The organism is Paracoccus sanguinis (assembly GCF_900106665.1).
Classification (GTDB): domain Bacteria; phylum Pseudomonadota; class Alphaproteobacteria; order Rhodobacterales; family Rhodobacteraceae; genus Paracoccus; species Paracoccus panacisoli.
In genome coordinates this window covers 1,015,835-1,040,992 of record NZ_FNNA01000001.1, presented here as the reverse complement: position 1 = coordinate 1,040,992, position 25,158 = coordinate 1,015,835, and the positions used below count along the sequence as shown (strand labels likewise).

Below are 25,158 nucleotides of genomic sequence, written 5' to 3'. Positions count from 1 at the left end.
GGTGGCGGCTCGGGGGGCGTGGAGCCTCCCGGTGTTGCGAGGCACGCGCCCGCAGCAGATGGCGCGGCGGCCACGGACGGCTGACCGACACAGCAGGAACGTCTCCCCTTCGCGACCGAGCGCCGTGCTGGGCCAGGCTGACTGGCGCGATCTCTCGCGCGTGAGGCCGTCCAAACCCCATCATTTCCACGGCGGGACGGCCCCCCTCACCGCCCCCCGAGCGCCGCCCCCAGCGCGGCCGCGGCGGCGGCGATGGAGGGGCCGAGGGCCTCGATGCGCCGCGCGTCCAGCCGCAGGGACGGGCCGGCGAGCGTCAGCGCCGCGACCGGGTCGCCCAGCCCCGCGAAGACCGGCGACGCGACCGCCGACTGGCCCGGCACGGATTCGTCGCGCTCGGACAGCCAGCCGGCGTGGCGCAGGGTGGCGAGGTCGGCGGTGAGCGCGCCCTGATCGGTCAGGCTCTGCGGGGTCAGCGCGGGCAGGGGGCCGGCGCCGAGCAACGCCTCGACCCGGGCGAGCGGCAGATGCGCGATCAGCGCCTTGCCCGCGGCGCTCGCGTGCAGGGGCAGGCGGGTGCCGGGGGCCAGCACCACCCGCAGCGTGGCGGGGCCGGCGGCCTCGGCCACGACCAGCGCCGCGTCGGCGTCGGGAACGGCGAGCGCCGCGGTCTCGCCGCTTTCGGCCGCCAGCCGGTCCAGCGCCGGGCGGGCGCGCTCGGCCAGCCCGCCGCGGCGCAGGAAGGCCGCGCCCAGCCGCACCGCGCCGGGCCCGATCGACCAGCCCTGCGTCGCCGGGTCGGCCTCGACCAGCCGCCGCGCGGCCAGCGCGCCCAGCAGCCGGTGCGTGGTCGAGGGCGCGAGCCCGAGCTGGCGGGCGATGTCCGAAAGCGGCAGCCCGTCGCGGGCCGCCAGCGCATCGAGGATCGCCAGCGCCCGGTCCACCACGGCCGAGCCGCCCGCGGGCTCCTCGGCCGGCGTCTTGCGCGGGCGGCCGGTGCGGGCCGGCGGCTTGGCCGCAGGGGTCGAGGGGGTGTCGTGGGACGGCGGGGGCACGGGGCGGCGGGGGTCGGTCATGGCGCGGGCAGGCTGGCGCAATCCCGGGCAGGGCGCAATCCGCATGGTGGAAAGCCGCGCGATTTGGCTTGGCGCAGCCGATCCGCCAGCGCAGCCTCGGCCCGAGCGGCCGCAGAGCCGTGAACCGAGGGAGACCGATGACCGACCTGACCCATTCCCGTGGCACGCTCGACCCTGTCGAGGCCGTGCCGCCCGCCCCGCGGCTCTTTGCGCTGGGGCTTCAGCACGTGCTGGTGATGTATGCGGGCGCCATCGCCGTGCCGCTGATCGTCGGCCGGGCGCTGAAGCTTTCGCCCGAGGACGTGGCGTTCCTGATCTCGGCCGACCTGTTCGTCTGCGGCATCGCCTCGATCATCCAGTCGATGGGCGCGGGCGCGTGGCTCGGCGTGCGGCTGCCGGTGATGATGGGCGTGACCTTCGCCGCGGTCGGGCCGATGGTCGCCATCGCCAACGAGACCCCGGGCGAGATCGGCGCGCGGGCGCTTTTCGGCGCGGTGATCGGGGCGGGGATCGTGGCGGTGCTGCTGGCGCCCTTGGTCAGCCGGATGCTGCGGTTCTTCCCGCCGGTCGTCACCGGCACGGTGATCCTGACCATCGGGATCAGCCTGATGCCGATCGGGATCAACTGGATCTTCGGCCTGCAGCAGGGGCCGACGGCGCCGAAGCTGGTCGATCCGGCGATGCAGGCGTGGCTGGATGCGCAGGTCGCCGCGGGCGGCGTGCCGCTGGGGACGAAGATCGCGGCCAGCGTGCCGAACCCGCTTTACGCCGCGCCGCGCAACTTCCTGATCGCCGGGGTGGTGCTGGCCACGATCCTGCTGATCGCCCGCTTCGGGCGCGGCTTCCTGTCCAACATCGCGGTGCTGATCGGGATCGTGGTGGGCGGGCTCCTCGCCGCGTCGATGGGGATGATGCATTTCGAGAAGGTCGCGGCGGCCGCCTGGTTCGCGCCGATCCGGCCCTTCCACTTCGGGATGCCGACCTTTGACCCGGTGATGATCCTGACCATGACGCTGGTGATGATCGTGGTGATGATCGAATCGACCGGGATGTTCCTCGCGCTCGGCGACATGGTGGGCCACCGGATCAGCCAGCCGCGGCTGGCGGCGGGGCTGCGGGCGGACGGCGTCGGCACGATCCTCGGCGGGGTGTTCAACACCTTCCCCTACACCTCGTTCTCGCAGAACGTGGGGCTGGTGGGCGTGACCGGCGTGCGCTCGCGCTTCGTCTGCGTGGCGGGCGGGGCGATCATGATCGTGCTGGGGCTGATCCCCAAGATGGGCGCGCTGGTCGAGGCGCTGCCGACGGTCGTGCTGGGCGGGGCCGGGCTGGTGATGTTCGGGATGGTCGCCGCGACCGGCGTGCGCATCCTCAGCCGCGTCGATTTCACCGCCAACCGGCACAACCTGTTCATCGTCGCCATCGCCATCGGCATGGGGATGATCCCGATGATCGCCGGCGACTTCGACCAGTGGCTGCCGCGCGGGACCCGGGTGCTGACCCACTCGGGCATCCTGCTCGCCGCCGTGTCGGCCGTGCTGCTCAACTGGTTCTTCAACGGCGCAAAGCCGGTGGACGAGGATGAGCTGCGCCGCGCCGGCGCCGCCGCCGACAGCCACTGAACCGACCGGGGGGCCGCCCGCCGCGGCGGCCCCTCAGGCCACCCCCGCCAGCCGCAGCGCCATCCCGGCCGCCGCGCACAGGGCCAGCACCGGCACCACCCCCCAGCGCAGCCCGAAGACCAGCACCAGCGCCACCCCCGACAGCGCCGCGGCCCACGGGTCGAGCCGACCGCCCGGCATGACGAAGTGCCAGCCGAACCACAGCGCGAGATTGAGGATCACCCCCACCACCGCCGCCGTGATGGCGCCGAGCGCCGCAGCGAGGCCGGGGTTGTGGCGCAGCCGCTCGATGTGCGGGACGCCGAGGAAGATGAAGGCAAAGCAGGGCGCGAACGTCACCCAGGTCGTCAGCAGCCCGCCCAGCACCCCGGCGGCGACGCTGCCCCCGGTCTCGCGCCAGGCGGCGAGGAAGCCCACGAACTGCGTCACCATGATGAGCGGCCCGGGCGTCGTCTCGGCGAGCCCGAGCCCGTCGAGCATCTCGCCCGGCGTGACCCAGCCGTAGCGGGACGAGGCCTCCTGCGCGACCCAGGCGAGGACCGCGTAGGCGCCGCCGAAGGTCAGCAGCGCGAGCTTGGCGAAGAACGCCGCGATCTCGGCCCAGACGCTGCCCGGCAGCGCGAGCCAAAGCGCCGCGACCGGGACAAGCCACAGCACCAGCGCCACCATCCCCGCGCGGGTCGCCCCCGCCCCGGCGGGCGGCGCGGCCTCGCCCAGCACGGTGCCGGCGTCGGCGATGGTCCCCGCGGCCCCGTGCCCGGGCCCGGCGAGCCCCGCGAGGCCCATCCGGCTGCCCGCCCAGCCGGCCAGCGCCGCGCCGAGGATGATGAGCGGGAAGGGCGCCCCCAGCCCGGCGATGGCGGCAAAGGCCGCGCCCGCGACGACCAGCCGCGCGGGCGAGGTCAGCGCCTTGGTCCCGATGCGCACCACCGCCTGCACGACGATGGCCAGCACCGCCGCCTTGAGGCCGAAGAACAGCCCCGCGACGAGCCCGGTCCCCCCCCACAGCACATAGACGACCGACAGCGCCATGATCGAGACCGCGCCGGGCAGGATGAACAGCCCCCCCGCCACCAGCGCGCCGCGCACCCCGTGCATCAGCCAGCCGACATAGGTCGCAAGCTGCATCGCCTCGGGGCCGGGCAGCATCATGCAGAAGTTCAGCGCGTGCAGGAACCGCCCGTCCCCGAGCCAGCGCCGCTCATCGACGAGGATGCGGTGCATGACCGCGATCTGCCCCGCCGGCCCGCCGAACGAGAGCGCGGCGATCCGCGCCCAGACCCGGGTTGCCTCGGCGAGGGTGGGGTGCGGCGGGGCGGGGGCAGGCGGAGGGGCGGGCGGGGGCGAAAAGCGGGGCGGTGCAGTCATCAGGCGGCTCCGGCGGACAGCGGGTCTGATCCCCTTTTCCGCGCTCACCGTGGCCCACGACCGGCGCAGGCGCAATGTCTCTCACCCCGTTCCCGGCGCAGCCAACCCGCCGCGCCGCGCGCCCGCCTCGGGCTGGACCCAAATATCCCCGCCGGAGGCTCCTGCCACGGACACCCCGCGCCGCCCGGCCGCGCATCGTGCAGCGGGTCCGACGTCCACCGGCGCGCCGGACGGGCGGCCTTGGGCGGCCCCCTCGCCGCCCCCCAGCCCCCCGCGCCTCACCCGGCGCAGAGCGCCTGCCGCGCTTCGGCGTATTCCGCCGCCAGCCGGTCCACCAGCGCGCCGGCCGGGGTCACCTCGTGGATCGCGCCGATGCCCTGGCCCGAGCCCCAGATCTGGCTCCACGCCTTGGCCTTCGCCGCGCCCTTGCCGAAGTCCATCGCCGAGGCGTCGGCCGAGCCGAGCGCGTCGGGGTCCATCCCCGCGGCCCGGATCGAGGGCTTCAGGTAGTTGCCGTGAATCCCCGTGAAGAGCGAGGAATAGACGATGTCCTCGGCCCCCGAATCGACGATCATCTGCTTGTAGGCGGCGTCGGCGTTGGCCTCGGCCGTGGCGATGAAGGGGCTGCCGATATAGGCGAGGTCCGCCCCCATCGCCTGCGCCGCGAGGATCGCGCGGCCGGTGGCGATGGCGCCCGACAGCAGCAGCGGCCCGTCGAAGAAGGACCGGATCTCCTGGATCAGGGCGAAGGGCGACAGGCCGCCGGCGTGCCCGCCTGCGCCCGCTGCCACCGCGATCAGGCCGTCGGCGCCCTTCTCCAGCGCCTTGCGGGCGAAGGTGGGGGTGATGACGTCGTGCAGGGTGATCCCGCCGCAGTCATGGGCGGCGGCGTTCACCTCGGGGCGGGCGCCGAGCGAGGTGATCCAGATCGGCACCTTGTGGCGGTGGCAGATCTCGATGTCGCGCTCGAGCCGGGCGTTCGAGCGGTGGACGATCTGGTTGACCGCGAAGGGCGCCGCCGGGCGGTCGGGGTTGGCCTGGTTGTGGCGGTCGAGTTCCTCCTCGATCCGGGTCAGCCAGGCGTCGAGCAGCGGCGGCTCGCCGTCCTTCTCGCGCGCGTTCAGCGCCGGGAAGCTGCCGACGATCCCGGCCTTGCACTGGGCGATGACGAGGTCCGGCCCCGAGACAATGAACATCGGCGAGGCGATGGCGGGGACGCGCAGGTTCGACAGGATCGGCGGCAGCATGGGGTTCCTCCACGAATGTGGCGCGATGTTGCGGGGGCCGCGCGGCGGTGCAAGCCCGCCGCTGCGTCACCCCTCGCGCCCCCGCTCAGTAGGGCAGGGGGTGGGCGCGGTGGAAGCGGTCGATGGCGGCCAGCGCGTCGTCGTCGAGCGTCACCCCCAGCCCGTCGATCAGGTGGTCGAGCTGCGCCGGGGTGGTCGCCCCGATGATCGGGATCGCCGGGAACGGCCGCTGGCGGACGAACGCCACCGCGGCGTGGATCGGGTCGAGCCCGAGCCCGCGCGCCATCTCGACCCAGGCGTCGGCGGCGGTGAGCCCGCGTTCGGTCATCCGCCCGCCGAGGTTGCCCGGCCCGCCCTCGCGCTTGTCGGTGGCGGCGCGCGAGCGCTCGGGGATCGTCCCGCCCGCGTATTTCCCGGTCAAAAGCCCCGCGGCGAGCGGCGAATAGGCCAGCAGCGTCACGTCCTCTTTCTGCCCGACCTCGGCCATGTCGGTGTCATACATCCGGTAGAGCGGCCCGTATTCGTTCTGCACCGACACCACCCGCGGCCCGCCGGTACGCTGGGCCGCGCCCAGCCACGCCATCGTGCCCCAGGCGGATTCGTTCGACAGGCCGAAGGCCCGCACCTTGCCCGCCGCCACGACCTTGGCGAGTTCGGTCAGGATGGCGTCCATGTGATCCTCGACCCGCGCCTTGGAACTGCCGCGCGGATCGAAGGTCCAGTTCTGCCGGAAGGCATAGCCGCCGCGCTTGGGCCAGTGCAGCTGGTAGAGGTCGATGCGGTCGGTCCCCAGCCGCTTGAGCGAGCCGTCCACCGCGCCGGCGATGTTGTCCGGCTCGAACCCCTTGCCGCCGCGGGAATGGCCGCCGTTCGGGCCGCTGATCTTGCTGGCGATCTGCACCCGGTCGCGGGCGCCGGGGCGGGCGGCGAGCCAGGCGCCGATCACCTCTTCTGTCCGGCCGTAGAAGGCGGCCTGCGGGGGGACGGGATACATCTCGGCGGTGTCGAAGAAGCTGATGCCGGCGTCGAGCGCCCGGTCCATCTGGGCGAAGGCGTCGTCCCGGCCCGTGTCGCGCCCGAATGTCATCGTGCCGAGGCAGACGTCGCTCACCTCGATCGTGCCCAGTTTCCGCCTGTCCATCCAAGACCCCCGTTTCGCTCAAGGTGGCGACCCTGCCAGCCGGCCGGGCCGGGCGCAAGCGCGCCTCAGCCGCCCGAGCCGGGGAAGCTCGCGTCGAACTGGCGGTCCTCGGTGTCCTCGGCGTGGACGGTGACGGGTGCGCCGTCGGGAGTGTAGCCGAGGCGGAACACGGGGTTTTCCGAGATCGAGATGCCGCCCTCCATCTCCATCAGCAGCGCGTCGCCCTGCCGCAGGGTGACGCTGCGGACGAACTCGGCCGGGATGTCGAGCAGGGTGAGCTGGTCGCGTTGCAGTCCCGAGAAGTTCGGGTGGCGGATCATCAGTTGCCCCATGGCGCGGTCCCCGGCGGGTTCAGAGGTCCAGCGCATCGCGCCGATGTCCTTGCGCGCGTCCTCGCCCGACCGGCCTGCGGGGGCCGCGCAGCCGCCCGAGGCCTTGACGAAGCGCCCGGCCATGACCTGCCGCCCGTCCGCGAGCGTGGCGATGGCGCGCACGTCGGAATAGGCGTTGACCCTCACCCGCACCTCGAGGTCGAGGGGCGCGGTCGCGGGGCCGAGGGTGAACTCGGCCGCGACCGGGGCCGGGTTCTCGTCGATGACCAGCGCCAGGCGGGTGATTGCGGGCGCCCCCGGCGGCTGGGTGATCCGAATCGGCACCAGCGCCGGATTGTCGGCGCGCATCGGCGCGTCGAGGTCGAGCACGGCGGGATCGACCGGCGGCTCGGTCTCGGTGCCGATCACCGCCAGCCGCATCTCGTCCCAGGCGGGCGAGGGTTGCAGCGGGTTGTCGGCGGCGAGGGCCGGCCCGGCGCCGAGCGCGGCCACGGCGATCCAGCGGGCGATCTGCGATAGGGGCATCGGCGTGCCTCGCGCTTCATGGCGGTGGCGGAAAGCGTGACAGCCCGCGGCGCTGAAATCCATGCACAAGCCCGCGCGGGGGCCGCTTTGCCCGACCAAAGTCTGAGGTTCGCCCGCGCCCTGTCCCTCTGCGGCCGCGACGGCGCAGAGTGGGGCGCCGGACCTTGGGGAAGGGGGTGGCGATGTTCGTCCTGATGCTGACCGCCTGTCTGGCCGCGGACCCCGCGGCCTGCGCCCCGCGGCTCTTGCCGCAGGGCAGCGCCGCCGAGGCCGCGGCGTGCCAGCAGGGCGCCGAGGCAGTCGCGGCGGCGTGGCTGGCCGCGCACCCCGACCTGACCGGGCGAGGCTGGACCTGCGCGCCGCTGGCCGAGGCCCCGGCGCTCGAGCTGACCGAACTCGCGCCGGGCGTCCTGATCCACCGCGGCGCGGATGCCGAGCTGTCACCCGAGAACCGCGGCCGGATCGCCAATCTGGGCGTGGTCATCGGCGAGGCGCGGGTGGCGGTGATCGACCCCGGCGGCTCGCGCGAGGAGGCCGAGGCGCTTTACGCCGCGATCCGCGCCCGGACCGCCCTGCCGATCGGGCCGGTGATCCTGACCCACATGCACCCCGACCACATCGCCGGGGCCGGGCTGATGGCCGAAGCGGGGGGTGAGGTCACCGGCGACGCCCGCCTGCCCGCCGCGCTCGCCGCGCGGGCCGAGACCTGGCGCGAGACGATCCCGGCGCAGATCGGGGCGCTCGCCTGGGCGGGGACCGATCTGGTGGCGCCGACGCGGCTGGTGGCGGGGGCGGAGACGCTGGACCTCGGCGGGACGACGCTGACCCTGACGCCGGTGGCGACCGCCCACACCGACAGCGACATGACGGTGCGCGACAGCCGCTCGGGCGTGCTGTTCACCGGCGATCTGGTGTTTCGCGGGCTGACCCCGGTGGTGGACGGCTCGCTGAAAGGCTGGCTCGCGTGGCTCGATGCGCCGCCGCCCGAGGGGGGGCTCGTGGTGCCGGGGCACGGGCCGGTGGCGCCGACGCTGGCCGAGGCGGCGGCGGCCGAGACGGCCTATCTGCGCGCGCTGCGCGACGCGGTGCGGGCGGCGCTGGATGCCGGGCAGGGCCTGTCCGAGGCGCTGCCGGCGATCGGGGCCGCAATGGCCCCGCAGGCGCCCGGCTGGGCGGGGTTCGAGGCGACGACCGCGCGCAACGCCGCCGCGGCCTATGCCGAGATGGAATGGGACTGACCGCCGCTATGATCGGACGGGAGGGGGAGAGCGAATCATGGCCACACGCCTGCCGCCGCCGCGGCTTGACGCCGGGACGCCCGTGCCGCTGACCGACCCGCTGACCGTCTCGGTCACGGGCGAGCCGCCGGTTCGGGGCGGCGCGCGGCCGCGTGGCCCCGTCACCCCGCGCCCCCACGCCGACCGGGTGATCGAGCGCACCCGCGCCAACGACGACCTCACCCCGCTCACCGCGAGCTGGCGGCGCTCGGCGCTGCGCCATGGGCTCGACCCCTCGGCACCGCTGCGGCCCGAGCGGCTGGATGCGGCCGGGATCGCCCGGCGGCGCGAGGCGATGGGCGGCTTCCTGTCGGTCGCCGCGCCGCGGGTCGAACAGCTTTACGGGCTGGTGCGCGCCTCGGGATGCTCAGTCGTGCTGACCGATGCGGCGGGGATCATCCTCGACCGCCGGGTCTCGGCCGGGGATGCGGCGGTGTTCGACGGCTGGGACCTTGCCTGCGGGGCCGACTGGTCCGAGGCCGCGCAGGGCACCAACGGGGTCGGCACCTGCCTTGCCGAGGGGCGGCAGGTGATCATCCACCGCGACGAGCATTTCCTGTCCCGCAACACCGCGATGAGCTGCATCGACGCGCCGATCCACGGCCCCGACGGGGCGGTGATCGCGGCGCTGGACGTCAGTTCCGCGCGCGCCGACCAGACCGAGCAGATCAACGCGCTGATCGCCGCGATGGTGGCCCAGACCGCGCGCGCCATCGAGACGGCGTGGTTCCGCGCCGCCTTTCCCGGCGCGCGCATCGTGATGGCGGGCGAGGGGACCGAGGCGCTGGTCGCCGTGGACCGCGACGAGCTGGCCATCGGCGCCACCCGCGACGCGCGCCGGGCGCTGGGCCTGCCGCGCAGCGGGGCGCTGACCCCGCGGCCGCTCGCCGACCTGATCGGGCGCGAGGACGACCTGACGGGGCTCGAGCGCGCCGAGCGGGCGGCGCTGGCGCGGGCGCTGGCGCGCTCGGGCGGCAACGTCACCGCGGCGGCGCGGGCGCTGGGGGTGGGGCGGGCGACGCTCTATCGCAAGATGGCCCGGCTGGGGCTGGTCGGCGCGGGGCGCGAGGCCCCCGGAGCGCCACGTGCAGCCGGCGCGCCCGGTGCCCCGGCGGCGTCTCACGGGTGAGACAGTCGGCCCCGGCGATCCGCGGCCGCCCTGTTGACCGGCGGGGCCGCGCTCTCGCACGATGACCCTCATAGGCCCGGTGGAGGACCGGGCCGAAGGGAGGACAAGAACCATGCCGAACGACCAGACGCACCCCTTCAAGGGGGTTGGCAACATGCCGTTTGCCAAGCGCTACGACAACTTCATCGGCGGCAAGTGGGTGGCGCCGCAGGCCGGGCGCTACTTCCAGAATTCGACCCCGATCACCGGGATGGACATGGGCGAGATCGCCCGCTCGGACGAGGGGGACGTGAACCTCGCGCTCGACGCGGCCCATGCCGCGGCCGACCAGTGGGGCCGGACCAGCGCGCAGGAACGCTCGACCATCCTGCTCAGGATCGCCGACCGGATGGAGCAGAACCTCGAGCTGCTGGCCACCGCCGAGACCTGGGACAACGGCAAGCCGATCCGCGAGACGATGGCCGCCGACGTGCCGCTGGCGATCGACCATTTCCGCTATTTCGCCGGCGTGCTGCGCGCGCAGGAGGGCTCGCTCAGCCAGATCGACGACAACACCGTGGCCTATCACTTCCACGAGCCGCTGGGCGTCGTGGGGCAGATCATCCCGTGGAACTTCCCGCTGCTGATGGCGTGCTGGAAGCTCGCCCCCGCGCTCGCGGCCGGGAACTGCGTGGTGCTGAAGCCGGCCGAGCAGACGCCGGCCTCGATCATGGTCTGGGCGGACCTGATCGGTGACCTGCTGCCGCCGGGTGTGCTGAACATCGTCAACGGCTTCGGGCTCGAGGCCGGCAAGCCGCTCGCCTCGTCGAAGCGGATCGCCAAGATCGCCTTTACCGGCGAGACCTCGACGGGTCGGCTGATCATGCAGTACGCGGCCGAGAACCTGATCCCGGTGACGCTCGAGCTGGGCGGAAAGTCGCCCAACGTGTTCTTCGCCGACGTCGCGCGCGAGGACGACGACTTCCTCGACAAGGCGCTGGAAGGCTTCACCATGTTCGCGCTGAACCAGGGCGAGATCTGCACCTGCCCCTCGCGCGTGCTGGTGCAGGAGTCGATCTACGAGAAGTTCATGGAGAAGGCCGTCGCCCGCACCCAGGCGATCAAGCAGGGCGACCCGCGCGAATCCGACACGATGATCGGCGCCCAGGCCAGCAAGGAGCAGCACGACAAGATCAAGTCCTACCTCGACATCGGCCGGGGCGAAGGCGCCGAGGTGCTGACCGGCGGCGAGGCCGCGGACCTCGGGGGCGAGCTGTCGAGCGGCTATTACATCAAGCCGACGATCTTCAGGGGCAACAACAAGATGCGGATCTTCCAGGAGGAGATCTTCGGCCCCGTGGTTTCGGTCACGACCTTCAAGGACGAGGCCGAGGCGCTGTCGATCGCCAACGACACGCTCTACGGCCTCGGCGCGGGGGTGTGGAGCCGTGACATGAACACCTGCTACCGCATGGGCCGCGGGATCAAGGCGGGCCGGGTGTGGGTCAACAACTACCACGCCTATCCCGCGCACGCGGCCTTCGGCGGCTACAAGCAGTCGGGCATCGGGCGCGAGACGCACAAGATGATGCTCGACCACTACCAGCAGACCAAGAACATGCTGGTCAGCTACTCGCCGTCCAAGCTCGGGTTCTTCTGAGCCGTTGCGACCGGGGGCTTTGCGCCCCCGGACCCCCGCAGGATATTTGGGCAAGAAAGAAGGGGGCGCCTGTCGCGGGCGCCCCCTTTGTTCAGCGGTTCTCGGTGCCGAGGTTGCTGGTGCCGATGCGGTGTTCGTCGGCCTTGCGGACGCGGGTGGTGCCGGCGTCGGGTTCATCGGCGCGCTTGTGTTCGTCCTCGGACCCGATCGCCTGCGCCATCGTCCCGCCGGCGCGGCCGCCGTGCGAGGGGGTGTCGTGGTCGTGCAGATAGGCGTCGGTGTCGCGGGTCAGCTCCGGCTGCTGGTCGGGCTTCTGGTTCGGCTTCTGGTCGGGCGTCGAGTTGGGCTTCTGGTCGGCCATGAGCGTGTCCTTTCCTGTTGCCCGAGGAAAACCGGCCCGGCGCGGGCGGGGTTCCGCAACTCGCGCGACTGTCAGGACGTTCGGGGAAACGGCAGAGCACCGCGGGGAGGGATCGCCTTGGACGACAGCGGCACCATCGTCGATCCGCAGGACGCGGCCGAAAGCGTCGGGCTGCGCTACGTCTCGGACGGCGATCCGGGGATAACCCGGCGCAAGGCGGGCAAGGGGTTCAGCTACCGCGGCCTCGACGGCCGGCCGATCCGCGACAAGGCCGAGCTGGCGCGGATCAGGTCGCTGGCCATTCCGCCCGCCTATGCCGATGTCTGGATCTGCGCGGACCCCGAGGGGCACATCCAGGCCACCGGGCGCGATGCCAAGGGGCGCAAGCAATACCGCTATCACCCCCGCTTCCGCGAGGTCCGCGACAGCGCCAAGTATGACCGGATGCTGGCCTTTGCCCGCGTGCTGCCGGGGCTCAGGGCGCGGGTCGACGCCGACATGGCCCGTCGCGGAATGGGGCGCGAGAAGGTGCTGGCGACCGTCGTCCATCTGCTCGAGGCGACGATGATCCGGGTGGGCAACGCCGACTATGTGAAGCAGAACAAGTCGCACGGGCTGACCACGCTGCGCGACCGCCACGTGAAGGTCGAGGGGACCGAGGTGCGGTTCCGCTTCAAGGGCAAGTCGGGCAAGACCTGGGACCTCGGCCTGCGCGACCGGCGTGTGGCGCGGATCGTGCGGCAGAGCCAGGAGCTGCCGGGCCAGCACCTGTTCCAGTATCTCGACGACACGGGCGCGCAGCGCGAGGTGACCTCGGGCGACGTCAACGCCTACTTGCGCGAGATCACCGGCGAGGGGATCACCGCCAAGGATTTCCGCACCTGGACCGGGACGGTGCTCGCCGCGCTGGCGCTGGCCGAGTACGAGGCCGCCGACAGCGCCGCCGCCGCCAAGCGCAATGTCCGCGAGGCGATCGAGCAGGTGGCCGCCCGGCTGGGCAACACCCCCACCATCTGCCGCAAGTGCTATGTCCACCCGACGGTGATCGACAGCTACCTCGACGCCGACCTGAAGCTCGAGATCCGCGAGGAGATCGCGGAGGAGCTGGACGAGGGCGGGCTGCGCCCCGAGGAGGTGCGGGTGCTCGACTTCCTCGAAGCGCGGCTGGCGTCATGAGCGGGGTCACGGCGACCCCCGCGGCGCTGGCGCTGCTGGCCGAGATCGAGGCCGAGCACGGGCCGGTGATGTTCCATTTGTCCGGCGGCTGCTGCGACGGGACCGCGCCGATGGTCTATCCCGAGGGCGCGTTCCGGCTGGGCGCGCATGACGTGCGGCTGGGGACGGTCGGGGGCACCGGGTTCTGGACCGGCGGGGCGCAGGCGGCGGCGTGGGCCGACGTGCCGCTGACGCTCGACGCGGTGCCCGGGCGCGGGGCGGGCTTCAGCCTCGACAACACGCTCGACCGGCATTTCGTCCTTGTCGCGCCCACTTGCGCGGGCTGACCGGCTGGGCCACATCGGGACGGCACGAAAGGGGGCCACACATGGCGACGAAGGTGTTCATCGACGGCGAGGCCGGCACGACCGGCCTGCAGATCCGCGAGCGGCTGGCGGGGCGCGAGGATATCGCGCTGGTGCAGGTCGATCCCGCGCGCCGCAAGGACGCCGACGCCCGCCGCGCGGCCATGGCCGAGGCCGAGGTGGCGATTCTTTGCCTGCCCGATGCCGCCGCCCGCGATTCGGTGGCGCTGGCCGAGGGACTGCCGGTGCGGTTCATCGACGCCTCGACGGCGCATCGGGTGGCCGACGGCTGGACCTACGGCTTCCCGGAGCTCTCGGCCGAGACCCGCGCCGCGATCCCCGGCGCCCGCTTCGTGGCGAACCCCGGCTGCTATGCGACCGGCGCCATCGCCATCCTCGCGCCGCTGGTCGCGGCCGGGCTGGTCGCGGCGGACGAGCCGCTGAGCCTCAACGCCGTCTCGGGCTACACCGGCGGCGGCAAGGAGATGATCGCCGAGATGGAGGCCGAGGGCGCGCCCGCCCATTTCGCCTATGCGCTGGGTCAGGGCCACAAGCACCTGCCCGAGATCATGGCCCGCACCGGGCTGACCCGGCGGCCGGTCTTTGCCCCGGCGGTGGGGCGCTACGCGCAGGGGATGATGGTGCAACTGCCGCTGCAACTCGGCGGGCGGCGGATCGCCGATCTGCGCGCCGCGCTCGAGGCGCATTACGCGGGCAGCCGCTTCGTGCAGGTGGTGGACCCCGCGCCACGGGTGGTGCCGACGGCGCTGAACGGGACGAACCAGCTCGAACTGTCGGTCCACGGCGACGATGCGAACGGCTGCGCGGTGGTGGTCGCGGTGCTCGACAACCTCGGCAAGGGGGCGTCGGGCGCGGCGGTGCAGAACCTCAACCTGATGATCGGCGCGGACGAGGCGGCGGGGCTTTGAAAGCTGTGGGGCGAAGGTCGCCCCTCAGCCTGCCTTGATCTGCCGCGCCTCGCCGACCAGCATGATCGGAATCCCGTCGCGGATCGGGAAGGCGAGCCCGGCGGTGCGCGACACCAGCTCTTGCCGGGCGGCGTCGTAGTCGAGCCGCCCGTGCGTCACCGGGCAGACCAGCGCCTCGAGCATATGGCGGTCGAAGGCGGGGCGGGGGGCCACGTCGGGGTGGGTGTCGGTCAATGCAGCCTCTCCTCGTCATCGCCGCCGTGCAGCGCGTATTCCATCAGCCCGTCAAGGATCGCCCGCCGCTCGGGCAGGGTCGCGGCCTCGAGCAGCGCCTGCTTTTCCTCGACCCCCAGCGGCAGCAGCATCGACAGCGAGTTGACCAGCAGCTCGTCCCCCGCCTCTTCCGCCGCGTTCCAGTCGGTCGAGAGGTCGCGCGCGGCCATGTAGCGGCCCAGACGCTCCATGAAGGCCGGGCGGTCGAACTCGGGGTCGTCGGGCACCGCGCCGCGCCGGTCGGCGCCGTAGCCCGCCCAGTCCACCTTGCCGCGCAGGTAGGGGGTGAAGCCGTCCAGCGCCTCGACCAGCCGGAAGCGCGAGACGGCGCGCAGCGAGATCATCATCCGCCCGTCGTCATCCTCGGAAAACATCGCCACCCGGCCGGCGGTGCCCACCGCGGCAAGGCCGTCGCCGATCGGCTGGATCATCCCGATCAGCCGGTCGCCCGAGCGCAGCACGTCCTCCATCATCTGCAGGTAGCGCGGCTCGAAGATGTGCAGCGGCAGGCGGGTGCGCGGCAGCAGCACCGCGCCGGGCAGCGGGAACAGCGGCAGCGTGTCGGGCAGGGGCGGGGTGCCGGGGGCCATCGTCGGGCGCCGCGGCTCAGGCGAAGATCAGCGAACTGAGCCGGCGGCGGCCCTTCTGCACCAGCGGATCGGTGGGCGGCAGCGCGTCGAAGATGGTCAGAAGCTGCGCCTTGGCGGCGCCGTCGTTCCAGTCGCGGTCGCGGCGGAACGACTCGAGCAGCTGGTCGATGGCCTCCTCGACGCGCCCGGCGGCGTGCAGCGCGGTGGCGAGGTCGAGGCGGGCCTGATGGTCGGCCGGATCGGCCGCCACGCGGGCCTCGAGATCGGCGAGGGGGCCGGCGTTGGCGGCCTGCCGGGCGAGCGCGAGCTGCGCGCGGGCGGCCTCGACCGGGGCGGTGCGGGCCACCGCGGCGGGCACGGCGGCCAGCGCCGCGTCGGCCGCGTCGGCGTCGCCGGCGGCCAGCCGGGCACGGACCAGCCCGCCCCAGGCCTGCGCGTTCTCGGGCTCTTCGCCGAGGATCGCGTCGAACGTCTCGGCCGCGTCGGCGGCGGCGCCCTCGGCCAGCATCGCCTCGGCCGCCTCGAGCGCGGCGCCGAGGCCCCCGTCGTCGCCGCCGAGCGCCACGAGCTTCTCGACGAACTTCTTGATCTCGCTGGCCGGCAGCGCGCCCTGGAAGGCGTCGACCGGCTGGCCCTGGAAGAAGGCGAAGACCGTGGGGATCGACTGCACGCGCAGCTGCGCGGCGATCATCTGGTTCTTGTCCACGTCCACCTTGGCCATCCGCACCCGGCCCTTGTGGCGCGCCACCTCGGCCTCGAGCAGGGGGCCGAGCGTCTTGCAGGGGCCGCACCACGGCGCCCAGAAATCGACGATCACCGGCACCTGCATCGAGGCGTCGATGACCTCGGCCATGAAATCGGCCTCGGACACGTCCTTGATGAAATCCGACGGCGCGGGGGCGGCCGGGGTGTCGCCGAACAGCATGGGGAACCTCATTGCGCGAACTCGGCGGCAATATGGGGTCTCGGCGGCGAAAGGGAAAGACCGCCACGGCGGGCGGCCACGACGCCCGGGGTGCGGCAGGGGGGCGCGGCCTGTCACGAAACCGTCGCGCGATTGCCATCCCCGCGTCATGCGGCGGGGGCATGACCGCCCCGCAACGCCAGTCCACGCCATTCGAACGGAGCCACCGATGCGCGACGACATGAACTTTGAGGCGGATTACGCCGACCCCACCCAATCGCCGGACTTCGAGCCGGGTGACGAGGGGCTGTCGAACACCTCGGCCAACCCGACCTTCTACGACGTGGTGGAAACCGCCCGCGCCTCGCGCCGCAGCGTGCTGTTCGGCGGGCTCGCCGCGGCCGTCACCGGCGTCTTCGGCACCGGGCTGAGCACCCGCGGGGCGCTGGCCCAGACCACCACCGCGGGCGGCAACCCCGTCGCCGGCGCAACCGCCACCGCCGCGCCGACCCCGGGCCTGCTGGGCTTCAAGGCGGTCTCGGTCGGGATGGGCGACACGGTCGTGGTCCCCGAGGGCTATACCGTCCGCACGCTGGGCGCCTGGGGCACCCCGATCCTCGGCGACATGCCGGCCTTCCGCCCCGGCGCCAACACCGGGGCCGAGCAGGCGATGCAGACCGGGATGCATCACGACGGGATGCACTTCTTCCCGATCGACGGCTCGTCTGATGACGGGCTGCTGGTCGTGAACCACGAATACATCGAGCCGCGCTTCCTGCACGCCGAGGCCTACAAGGGTCAGGCGCTCGACTCGGACGAGGTGGTCTATGACGGCGAGACCCGCCCCGACGACCACGTGCTCAAGGAAATGAACGCCCACGGCGTCTCGGTCTACCGCATCACCAAGGGCGCGGACGGCGCCTTTGCGCCGGTGGCCGACGCCCACAACCGCCGCATCACCGCGCTGACCGAGATCGACATCGCCGGCCCCGCCAAGGGCTCGAAGCTGCTGGTCACGAAATACGCCCCGAACGGCGACAGGACCCGCGGCACGATCAACAACTGCGCCTATGGCGTGACGCCGTGGAACACCTACATGGCCGCCGAAGAGAACTGGGCGGGCTACTTCACCAGCCACGACGCCGAGAACGGCGAGCCGAAGCTGCCGCGCGAACTCAAGCGCTATGGCGTGGTCGCCGGCAAGAACGGCCGCTACGGGTGGGAGAAGGCCGCGGGCGGCGCGGACGAATACATCCGCTTCGACGCCTCGACCAAGGGCGCCTCGGCCGCCGAGGACTATCGCAACGAGCCGAACCAGTTCGGCTGGATGGTCGAGATCGACCCGTTCAAGCCCGACGCGAAGCCCGTCAAGCGCACCCACCTGGGCCGCTTCGGCCATGAGGGCGTGGTCTTCGCCCCGGCCGTCGAGGGCAAGCCGGTGGTCTGCTACTCGGGCGACGACTCGCGGTTCGAGTACATCTACAAGTTCGTGTCGAAGGCGCCGTTCCAGAAGGGCGTGACCGACGGCTCGATCCTCGACGAGGGCACGCTCTACGTCGCGCGCTTCAACCCCGACGGGTCGGGCGAGTGGCTGGCGCTGGCGCCGGGCGAGAACGGCCTGACGCCCGAGGCGGGCTTTGCCGACCTGGGCGAGATCCTGGTCAACACCCGCGCGGCGGCCGACCTCGCTGGCGCGACCAAGATGGACCGCCCCGAGTGGGGCGCGGTCGATCCGAACACCGGCGAGGTCTACTTCACCCTCACCAACAACACCAAGCGCACCGAGGCGAAGGTCGATCCGGTCAACCCGCGGGCCAAGAACCAGTTCGGCCAGATCGTCCGCTGGCGCTACCGCGATGCCGACCACGCGCAGACCGCCTTCACCTGGGACCTGTTCGTGATCGCCGGCGACGCCGACACCAGCCGGGTCTTCACCGGCGAGGCGCTGGGCGAGGACAACATCTTCGCCTGCCCGGACGGGCTGTGGTTCGACGCCGACTCGCGGCTGTGGATCCAGACCGACATCGGCGAGGACAACATGTACAAGGGCGACATGGAGCAGATGGGCAACAACCAGATGCTCTGCGCTGACCCGCGCTCGGGCGAGATCCGCCGCTTCCTGACCGGCCCGATCGGGCAGGAGGTGACGGGCGTCATCACCACCCCCGACCAGAAGACGATGTTCGTGGGCCTGCAGCACCCCGGCGCCACCACGTCGCCCGAAGACTATGCCGCCGGCAAGTTCAGCTCGAGCTACCCGGACGGGAACGGCGCGATCCCGCGCTCGGTCACGCTGGTCATCACCCGCGACGACGGCGGCGTGATCGGGGCCTGAGCCTGACCTGAACCGCAACGGGGCGGCGGACCTGCGGGTCCGCCGCCTCCGTTTCAGGGACCGGGAGGCGCGGCGCACCAACGGCGCCCTCGGCGGGTGCCGGTGCGGGCCGCCATCCCCCACCAAGGCCGCACGATCCGCCCAATCGGCGTTGCCGAATCCCGGCCCGGAACCGGCGGGCCCGACCTGCGGTTTCCCTGCAAGGTAGCCAGAACGTGATCTTTCCGCTATAGGGTCAACCTCAATGACCTAACGAGAGGAGCCACCGCTTGACGGATGCAACCGTTCAGGACACCGGGCCGCGCACCCTGCCGTCGCTCGGATTGGCGATACTGCCGATCATCGTCACCTTGGGCCTGCTGGCCCTGCAACTCTTCTATTACAACGACTTCACCCCCCATATCCCGCTGATCCTCGGCCTCGCCTTCACCGGCCTGCTGGGCGTGCTGCGCGGGCAGCGCTGGATGGATATCCGCGAGGGGGTCTTCCACGTCATTCACGTCTCGATGCCGTCGCTGTCGGTCCTGATCGTCGTCGGGATGCTGATCGGGGTCTGGATCGCCTCTGGCACGGTGCCGACGCTGATCTATTACGGCCTGACGGTGCTGACGCCGCAGATCTTCCTCGCCGCGGCGATGGTGCTGTGCGCGGTCGTCTCGGTCTCGCTCGGGACGAGCTGGGGCACGGTCGGGACCATCGGCCTTGCGCTCATGGGGATCGGCGCGGGCTTCGGCATTCCGCCGGTCTGGACCGCGGGCGCGGTCGTCTCGGGCGCGTTCTTCGGGGACAAGGTGTCGCCGCTCTCGGACACCACCAACCTCGCCCCGGCGGTGACCGGGCAGAACGTCTTCGACCACATCAAGAACATGATGCCGACCACCGTGCCGGCGATGCTGATCGCGCTGACCATCTATGTCGTCGCCGGCTACGCGCTGATCGAGCCCGCCGACACCTCGTTCGCCAGCATCGAGCGCATCACCACCCGGCTTGACCAGGACTTCCAGCTCGGGCTGATCCCGCTGCTGCCGGCGCTCGCGGTGCTGATCCTCGCGCTGATGAAGAAGCCGCCGCTGCCGTCGCTCTTTGCCGGGGTGCTGCTCGGGGCGCTGGTGGCGATGTTCTACCAGGGCGCGGGGCTGCACGACGTCTTCAGCTACGCCAACGACGGGTTCCGCACCGAAACCGGCATCGCCGAGATCGACACGCTGCTGAACAAGGGCGGCATCCAGTCGATGATGTGGACCATCTCGCTGATGCTCATCGCGCTGGGCTTCGGGGGCGCGCTCGAGCGCACCGGCTGCCTCGAGGCGATCATCCAGGCGATCATCGCGCGGGTGAAGTCGTTTGCCGGCGTCCAGACCTCGGCCATCGGCACGGCGTTCGCCACCAACATGGTCGCGGGCGACCCCTACATCTCGATCGCACTGCCGGGGCGGATGTTCTCGCCGCTCTATCGCGGGATGGGGTATTCGACGCTGAACCTGAGCCGCGCGGTGGAAGAGGGCGGCACGATGATGTCGCCGCTGATCCCGTGGAACGCGGGCGGGGCGTTCGTGATCTCGGCCCTTGGGCTCGGGGTGATGGACGGCAACCTCGGCGACCTGATGTACATCCCGCTGTCCTTCGCCTGCTGGATCTCGCCGCTGATCGGCATCTTCTATGCCATCACCGGGTTCTTCTCGCCCCGCGCGTCCGACGCCGAGCGTGCGACGTGGGAGGAGACGGGCGAGACGGTCATGGACCTCGGCGATCACGCGCTGGCCGACAGCGATGCGGCCGATGCCGAGATCGAGCGGGTGACGCACGACCCCACGCAGCAGCACTGACCGCGCCATCGTGGTGCCAACAAGGGGGGGGGCGTCCTGCGCCCCCCTTTCGCGTTCCGGGCTGACGAAAGGACCGGCTCAGACGTCCAGATCGAACGCCGCGACCACCGGCACGTGGTCGCTCGGCTGCTCCCACCCCCGGACCGGGCGCAGCACCCGGCTCGCGTGGCCCGCGGCGGCGATGTCGGCCGAGGCCCAGATGTGGTCCAGCCGCCGGCCACGGTCCGAGGCGTCCCAGTCGCGGTTGCGATAGCTCCACCACGAAAACAGCGGCCCCTCGGGGATGTCCTGCCGGGTGATGTCCACCCAGTGCCCCGCGTCCTGTGCCGCAAGCAGGTGCTCGACCTCGACCGGAGTGTGGCTCACCACCTTGAGCAGCGCCTTGTGGGACCAGACGTCATCCTCGCGCGGGGCGATGTTCAGGTCGCCGACGAGGATCGAGCGCGACGGGCGGTCGGCGTGGAAGGCGTCGCGCATCTCGGTCAGGAAATCAAGCTTCTGGCCGAACTTGAGGTTCACCTCGCGGTCGGGAATGTCGCCCCCGGCCGGGACGTAGAGGTTGTGGATCGTCACCCCGTTCTCAAGCCGGGCCGCGACGTGGCGGGCGTGGCCGAGCCGCGCATAGTCGCGGTCGCCCGCATCCGAGATCGGCAGCCGCGACAGGATCGCCACGCCGTTGTAGCCGCGCTGTCCGCGCGCCACCATCCAGCGGTAGCCGGCGTCGTGGAAGAGCTGCGCCGGGATCTTCTCGACCGGCGACTTGCATTCCTGCAGGCAGAGGATGTCGGGCGCTTCCTCGGACAGCAGCCGGGTGACGAGCCCCGCCCTGAGCCGGACCGAGTTGATGTTCCAGGTCGCGATGGTGAACATGGGGGGCGGGATAGCCCGCGGGCAGGGAAAGGGAAAGCCGATGAACCAGCTCGTCGACGGGAAATGGGTCTATGGCAGCGTGGGCGCCGCCGAGGGCGAGGGCGCCTATCGCCGCCAGGACGCGGGGTTCCGCAACTGGATCACCCCGGACGGCCGCCCCGGCCCCACGGGCGAGGGCGGGTTCGCGGCCGAGGCCGGGCGCTATCACCTCTATGTCTCCTACGCCTGCCCCTGGGCGCACCGGACGCTGATCTTCCGCGCGCTCAAGGGGCTCGAGGACCTCATCGGCCTGTCGGTCGTCCACCCGCTGATGGGCCGCGACGGGTGGAGCTTTGCGACGGATTTCCCCGGCGCGACGGGCGACCCGCTGCTGGGTGCGGCGCATGTCCGCGACATCTACCTGCGGGCGCGGCCGGACATGACCGGCAAGGCCACGGTGCCGATCCTGTGGGACAAGGCCCGCGGAACGATCGTCTCGAACGAATCGAGCGAGATCATCCGCATGTTCGACAGCGCCTTCGACGGGCTGACCGGCAGCACCCTGACCTTCTGCCCCGAGGCGCTTTCGGACCGCGTGGCCGAGGTCAACGCGCGGGTCTACGACAACTTCAACAACGGGGTGTACAAGGCCGGCTTCGCCTCGACGCAAGAGGCGTATGACGCGGCCGTGGGTCCGGTGTTCGAGACGATGGCCTGGGCCGACGAGGTGCTGTCGCGGCAGCGTTACCTCGCCGGGGACCGGCTGACCGAGGCGGACTGGCGGATGTTCACCAGCGCGGTGCGGTTCGACAACGTCTATCACACGCATTTCCGCTGCAACCGGGCGTGGCTGCGGGATTATCCGAACCTGTGGGGGTGGACGCGCGAGCTGTACCAGATCCCCGGCGTGGCCGGGACGGTGCGGCACGATCACATCGTGAACCACTACTACCGCAGCCACCCGGACCTGAACAAATACGGCATCATCCCGATCAACCCGGTGATCGACTGGGACGCGCCGCATGGGCGGGACGCCATTGGCGGCAGGGGCGATGATGCTCTTTGACGGGTGGGACGAGCTGGGGCGCGTCCTCGTCATGGGCGTGCTCGGCTACGCGGGGCTGATCGTGATCCTGCGGATCACCGGCAAGCGGACGCTGGCCAAGATGAACGCCTTTGACCTGGTGGTGACGGTCTCGCTCGGCTCGGTCCTCGCGGCGGCGGTGCTGGACGAGAACGTGTCCTTGGCCGAAGCGATCGCCGCCTTCGTCGTGCTGTGCGGGTTGCAGTTCGTGATCGCCTGGGCGGCGGTCCGGTCCGAGCGCGTGCGCGCCCTCGTCGCGTCAGAGCCGGCGTTGCTCGCGTGGGAGGGGCGGGTCCTGCCCGACGCGCTCAAACGCGAGCGGGTGGCGGTCGAGGAGCTGCGCAGCGTGCTGCGGGCCGCCGGGCGGACCTCGCTCGAGGGCGTGCGGGCCGTCGTGCTCGAGACGGACGGGTCGTTCAGCGTCGTCGGCGCGGATGAGGGGGAGGGTGCGCCGCTCGCAGGCACGGGGGACCGGTTCCTGGCGCTCGAGGGTGTCGTCGCGCCCAAGGGCCTCGGCCCCGCGCACCTGCGCCAGCGGTAGGGCCGGGCGCCCGTTGACGGGGCGCCCGCGCGACGGTCAGGCCACCAGCCGGTAGCCGCCCGATTCCGTCACCAGCAGCCGGGCGTTCGAGGGCTCGGGCTCGATCTTCTGGCGCAGCCGGTAGATGTGGGTTTCCAGCGTGTGCGTGGTCACCCCGGCGTTGTAGCCCCAGACCTCGTGCAAGAGCACGTCGCGCGCCACCACCCCGTCCTGCGCGCGATACAGGAACTTGAGGATGTTGGTTTCCTTCTCGGTCAGCCGGATCTTGCGGTCCTTGGCGTCGATCAGCATCTTCATCGCCGGCTTGAAGGTATAGGGGCCAAGCTGGAAGATCGCGTCCTCGGACTGTTCGTGCGTGCGAAGCTGCGCGCGCAGCCGGGCCAGCAGCACCGGGAACTTGAACGGCTTGGTGATGTAGTCGTTGGCCCCCGAATCGAGCCCCAGGATCGTGTCGGCATCGGTGTCGTGGCCGGTCAGCATGACGATCGGGCACTTCACCCCCTGCTTGCGCAGCCGCTTGCAGAGCTCGCGCCCGTCGGTGTCGGGCAGGCCCACGTCCAGCACGACCAGATCGAAGATCGCGCCCTTGGTCTTGTCCACCGCCTCGGCGCCCGAGGCGGCCTCGAACACGTCGAAATCCTCGGTTGCGACCAGCTGTTCGGCCAGCGCCTCGCGCAGGTCGTCCTCGTCGTCGACCAGCAGGATCTTCTTCAGACCAGCCATGGGGCCCTCCGTTTGATGAGCGTCTCGGGTGCAACATGGGGGCGGGCGGCGCGGGGTCCAGCGGGTTGCAATGTTTCTCACATCCTGTTGTCGCCGGGCGGGGTTATGTTACGGAATGTTTCATGATTTGCCCTGCGGCCAAGGCGCCATGAGCCTGATCCCCACCCTTGCCGAGACCATCAGCCGCGCCCGCGCCGATCTGCGGGTGGGCCTGCCGGTGGGGTTCGGCGGCTGGCTTGGCGCCTCGGTCGAGACGCTGTCGCCGGCGCGGCTGGCCGACCTGCGGGCGCTCGGGCCGGTGGTGCTGGCGGTGACCGGGCGGCGGGCCGAGACGCTGAAGGCGCGGGCCTATGACGGCGACCTCGCCCGGGTGCGGGTGCCGGCCGAGGCCGACGTGGCCTGGCTGCGCGCGGTGGCCGACCCGGCCGACGACCTGCGGATGCCGATGAAGGGGCCGCTGTTCACCGACCGGGACGGCGACACCACGCCGCATCGCGCTGCACTGGCGCTCGCCAAGTCGGCCGAGCTGCTGCCGGCGATGGTGATGGTCGAGGCCGCCGCGCCCGAGGGCCTGACCCGGCTGCCGCCCGGCCCGACGCTGGCGCAGCTTGCGGCCGAGACGGGGCTGGCGCCGGTCGCCTCGGCCCGGCTGCCGCTGGCCGCGGCCGAGCGGTCGCGGCTGCACGTTCTGCGCCCCGACGACGGCGGGATCGAGCATTACGCGGTCGAGATCGGCGCCCCGCGCCGCGACCTGCCGGTGCTGGCGCGGCTGCACTCGGCCTGCTTCACCGGCGACGTGCTGGGCAGCCTCAAATGCGACTGCGGCCCGCAGCTGCACGCGGCGCTGACCACGATGGGCGGCGCGGGCGAGGGGGTGCTGCTCTATCTCAACCAGGAGGGGCGGGGCATCGGGCTGGCCAACAAGATGCGCGCCTATGACCTGCAATCCCAAGGGTTCGACACCGTCGAGGCGAACCACCGGCTGGGGTTCGAGGATGACGAGCGCGACTTCCGCCTTGGCGCCGCGATGCTGCGGCGGCTGGGGTTCTCGGCGGTGCGGCTGATGACCAACAACCCGCGCAAGGTCGAGATGATGCAGAGCCACGGGATCGAGGTGGTCGAGCGCGTGCCGCTGATCGTCGGCCGCAACCGCTGGAACGATACCTATCTGGCGGTCAAGCGCGACAAGTCGGGGCATCTGCTGTGATGCGGCTGACGCCCGCGGGGCTGTGGGCCTTCGGCCGGGTGCTGCCCTGTTCGGTCGGGCGCGGCGGGGTCACGACCGCCAAGCGCGAGGGCGACGGCGCGACGCCGGCGGGCACGCACCGGATCGTGGGCCTGCTCTACCGCCCCGACCGGATGGCCGCGCCCGCGCCCTGGGCCGAGCCGATCGGGCCGGGCGACCTGTGGTGCGACGACCCCGCGCATCCCGACTACAACCACGCCGTCCGCGCCCCCTTCGCGGCCAGCCACGAGGTGCTGCGGCGGGCCGATCCGCTCTATGACCTGATCCTCGTCACCGACTGGAACTGGCCCGACGCGCTGCCCGGCGCGGGGTCGGCGATCTTCCTGCACCAGTGGCGGCGGCCGGGGTATCCGACCGCGGGTTGCATCGCGATGGGGCGCGCCGACTTGCGCTGGCTCGCAGAACGCGCGGGGCCGGGGACGCGGCTGGAGGTGCCGCCCGCGCTGGCCGGGCGGTTGCCGCGGGTGTCGGGGGCAGGAGCCTCCGGCGGGGATATTTAGGTCCAGCCCGAGGGCGAGGCCGGGGGGCTGACAGTTGTGCAACCGGGTCGGGGCGGGGTGCGGTGACGTCGCTGCGGGGGCGTCGGGCCCTTGCCTGCAGGGCCCTTGAGGTGCAACAGGGCCG

General features: G+C 72.0%; 24 protein-coding genes. 13 read left to right on the top strand and 11 right to left on the bottom strand.

Annotated elements, in window-relative coordinates; genetic code table 11:
- Nucleotides 1–206: 206 nt before the first annotated feature.
- A complete protein-coding gene (locus tag BLW17_RS05065; RefSeq protein WP_170835580.1) occupies nt 207–1,073 on the bottom strand; it encodes an IclR family transcriptional regulator in 867 nt (288 codons plus the stop codon).
- 137 nt (nt 1,074–1,210) lie between these two features.
- On the opposite strand from BLW17_RS05065, the gene BLW17_RS05060 reads away from it, so the two are divergent.
- On the top strand, nt 1,211–2,695 hold the full coding sequence (locus BLW17_RS05060; protein ID WP_036705713.1) for a nucleobase:cation symporter-2 family protein: 1,485 nt from the start codon (nt 1,211–1,213) through the stop codon (nt 2,693–2,695).
- A 33-nt stretch (nt 2,696–2,728) separates the two neighbouring features.
- Here BLW17_RS05060 and chrA read toward each other — a convergent pair whose 3' ends face one another.
- The 4 genes from chrA to BLW17_RS05040 all read right to left on the bottom strand — a co-directional run bounded on the left by chrA (nt 2,729) and on the right by BLW17_RS05040 (nt 7,308).
- The gene (chrA, locus tag BLW17_RS05055; RefSeq protein WP_083388326.1) at nt 2,729–4,063 is read right to left on the bottom strand and encodes a chromate efflux transporter; all 1,335 of its coding nucleotides are present in this window, start codon (nt 4,061–4,063) and stop codon (nt 2,729–2,731) included.
- A gap of 278 nt (nt 4,064–4,341) precedes the next feature.
- Nucleotides 4,342–5,310 carry an NAD(P)H-dependent flavin oxidoreductase gene (locus BLW17_RS05050; protein WP_036711834.1) on the bottom strand — a complete coding sequence of 323 codons (969 nt, stop codon included), beginning with the start codon at nt 5,308–5,310 and terminating at the stop codon, nt 4,342–4,344.
- Between the two features lie 85 nt (nt 5,311–5,395).
- On the bottom strand, nt 5,396–6,451 hold the full coding sequence (locus BLW17_RS05045; protein ID WP_036735747.1) for an aldo/keto reductase: 1,056 nt from the start codon (nt 6,449–6,451) through the stop codon (nt 5,396–5,398).
- A gap of 65 nt (nt 6,452–6,516) precedes the next feature.
- Nucleotides 6,517–7,308 (bottom strand): quinoprotein dehydrogenase-associated SoxYZ-like carrier, encoded by a 792-nt coding sequence (locus BLW17_RS05040; RefSeq protein WP_081969224.1) that lies wholly within the window; start codon nt 7,306–7,308, stop codon nt 6,517–6,519.
- 182 nt (nt 7,309–7,490) lie between these two features.
- Between BLW17_RS05040 and BLW17_RS05035 the strand changes: the two genes are divergently transcribed.
- The 3 genes from BLW17_RS05035 (at nt 7,491) to adh (ending at nt 11,353) form a co-directional block, all read left to right on the top strand.
- Nucleotides 7,491–8,546 (top strand): quinoprotein relay system zinc metallohydrolase 2, encoded by a 1,056-nt coding sequence (locus BLW17_RS05035; protein WP_036735749.1) that lies wholly within the window; start codon nt 7,491–7,493, stop codon nt 8,544–8,546.
- A gap of 37 nt (nt 8,547–8,583) precedes the next feature.
- Nucleotides 8,584–9,714 (top strand): GAF domain-containing protein, encoded by a 1,131-nt coding sequence (locus BLW17_RS05030; protein ID WP_074826156.1) that lies wholly within the window; start codon nt 8,584–8,586, stop codon nt 9,712–9,714.
- A 112-nt stretch (nt 9,715–9,826) separates the two neighbouring features.
- Complete coding sequence (gene adh, locus BLW17_RS05025; protein WP_052176571.1) at nt 9,827–11,353, top strand: aldehyde dehydrogenase; 1,527 nt, start codon at nt 9,827–9,829, stop codon at nt 11,351–11,353.
- 91 nt (nt 11,354–11,444) lie between these two features.
- Here the strand turns inward: adh and BLW17_RS18065 are convergent, their stop codons facing one another.
- Complete coding sequence (locus tag BLW17_RS18065; protein ID WP_170835563.1) at nt 11,445–11,714, bottom strand: hypothetical protein; 270 nt, start codon at nt 11,712–11,714, stop codon at nt 11,445–11,447.
- 117 nt (nt 11,715–11,831) lie between these two features.
- Between BLW17_RS18065 and BLW17_RS05015 the strand changes: the two genes are divergently transcribed.
- The 3 genes from BLW17_RS05015 to argC are packed head-to-tail and all read left to right on the top strand — an operon-like array spanning nt 11,832 to nt 14,163.
- Nucleotides 11,832–12,890, top strand: coding sequence for a DNA topoisomerase IB (locus tag BLW17_RS05015; protein ID WP_197055304.1), 1,059 nt, complete (start codon nt 11,832–11,834; stop codon nt 12,888–12,890).
- Nucleotides 12,887–13,216 carry a DUF779 domain-containing protein gene (locus BLW17_RS05010; protein ID WP_036735752.1) on the top strand — a complete coding sequence of 110 codons (330 nt, stop codon included), beginning with the start codon at nt 12,887–12,889 and terminating at the stop codon, nt 13,214–13,216. Before BLW17_RS05015 ends, BLW17_RS05010 begins: the two co-directional genes overlap by 4 nt.
- A 41-nt stretch (nt 13,217–13,257) precedes the next feature.
- Entirely contained in the window at nt 13,258–14,163 is a 906-nt protein-coding gene (argC, locus tag BLW17_RS05005; RefSeq protein ID WP_036735753.1) for an N-acetyl-gamma-glutamyl-phosphate reductase, read from the top strand.
- A 24-nt stretch (nt 14,164–14,187) separates the two neighbouring features.
- On the opposite strand, the gene BLW17_RS05000 is transcribed toward argC, so the two are convergent.
- From BLW17_RS05000 to trxA, 3 genes are read right to left on the bottom strand one after another with little or no spacing between them, the layout of a single operon-like run.
- Nucleotides 14,188–14,346, bottom strand: a complete 159-nt coding sequence (locus BLW17_RS05000; protein ID WP_074826286.1) for a Trm112 family protein — start codon at nt 14,344–14,346, stop codon at nt 14,188–14,190.
- 47 nt (nt 14,347–14,393) lie between these two features.
- Nucleotides 14,394–15,026 carry an LON peptidase substrate-binding domain-containing protein gene (locus tag BLW17_RS04995; RefSeq protein ID WP_036700572.1) on the bottom strand — a complete coding sequence of 211 codons (633 nt, stop codon included), beginning with the start codon at nt 15,024–15,026 and terminating at the stop codon, nt 14,394–14,396.
- A gap of 16 nt (nt 15,027–15,042) precedes the next feature.
- Nucleotides 15,043–15,951, bottom strand: a complete 909-nt coding sequence (trxA, locus tag BLW17_RS04990) for a thioredoxin (RefSeq protein WP_036732247.1) — start codon at nt 15,949–15,951, stop codon at nt 15,043–15,045.
- 208 nt (nt 15,952–16,159) lie between these two features.
- Between trxA and BLW17_RS04985 the strand changes: the two genes are divergently transcribed.
- Nucleotides 16,160–18,265 carry a PhoX family protein gene (locus tag BLW17_RS04985; RefSeq protein WP_036732250.1) on the top strand — a complete coding sequence of 702 codons (2,106 nt, stop codon included), beginning with the start codon at nt 16,160–16,162 and terminating at the stop codon, nt 18,263–18,265.
- Nucleotides 18,266–18,534: 269 nt separating this feature from the next.
- Complete coding sequence (nhaC, locus tag BLW17_RS04980; protein ID WP_052176288.1) at nt 18,535–20,091, top strand: Na+/H+ antiporter NhaC; 1,557 nt, start codon at nt 18,535–18,537, stop codon at nt 20,089–20,091.
- Between the two features lie 78 nt (nt 20,092–20,169).
- On the opposite strand, the gene BLW17_RS04975 is transcribed toward nhaC, so the two are convergent.
- Complete coding sequence (locus BLW17_RS04975) at nt 20,170–20,961, bottom strand: exodeoxyribonuclease III (protein ID WP_036732252.1); 792 nt, start codon at nt 20,959–20,961, stop codon at nt 20,170–20,172.
- Between the two features lie 40 nt (nt 20,962–21,001).
- Here BLW17_RS04975 and BLW17_RS04970 point away from each other — a divergent pair, with 40 nt between their 5' ends.
- Both BLW17_RS04970 and BLW17_RS04965 read left to right on the top strand, forming a co-directional pair.
- Nucleotides 21,002–22,006, top strand: coding sequence for a glutathione S-transferase family protein (locus BLW17_RS04970; protein ID WP_036732254.1), 1,005 nt, complete (start codon nt 21,002–21,004; stop codon nt 22,004–22,006).
- Entirely contained in the window at nt 21,993–22,565 is a 573-nt protein-coding gene (locus tag BLW17_RS04965; protein ID WP_197055260.1) for a DUF421 domain-containing protein, read from the top strand. Before BLW17_RS04970 ends, BLW17_RS04965 begins: the two co-directional genes overlap by 14 nt.
- 36 nt (nt 22,566–22,601) lie before the next feature.
- Here BLW17_RS04965 and BLW17_RS04960 read toward each other — a convergent pair whose 3' ends face one another.
- Nucleotides 22,602–23,288 carry a response regulator transcription factor gene (locus tag BLW17_RS04960; RefSeq protein ID WP_036708835.1) on the bottom strand — a complete coding sequence of 229 codons (687 nt, stop codon included), beginning with the start codon at nt 23,286–23,288 and terminating at the stop codon, nt 22,602–22,604.
- Between the two features lie 148 nt (nt 23,289–23,436).
- Between BLW17_RS04960 and ribA the strand changes: the two genes are divergently transcribed.
- Nucleotides 23,437–24,495 carry a GTP cyclohydrolase II gene (gene ribA, locus BLW17_RS04955; protein WP_036732258.1) on the top strand — a complete coding sequence of 353 codons (1,059 nt, stop codon included), beginning with the start codon at nt 23,437–23,439 and terminating at the stop codon, nt 24,493–24,495.
- On the top strand, nt 24,495–25,034 hold the full coding sequence (locus BLW17_RS04950; protein WP_052176290.1) for a L,D-transpeptidase family protein: 540 nt from the start codon (nt 24,495–24,497) through the stop codon (nt 25,032–25,034). Before ribA ends, BLW17_RS04950 begins: the two co-directional genes overlap by 1 nt.
- Nucleotides 25,035–25,158: the final 124 nt, after the last annotated feature.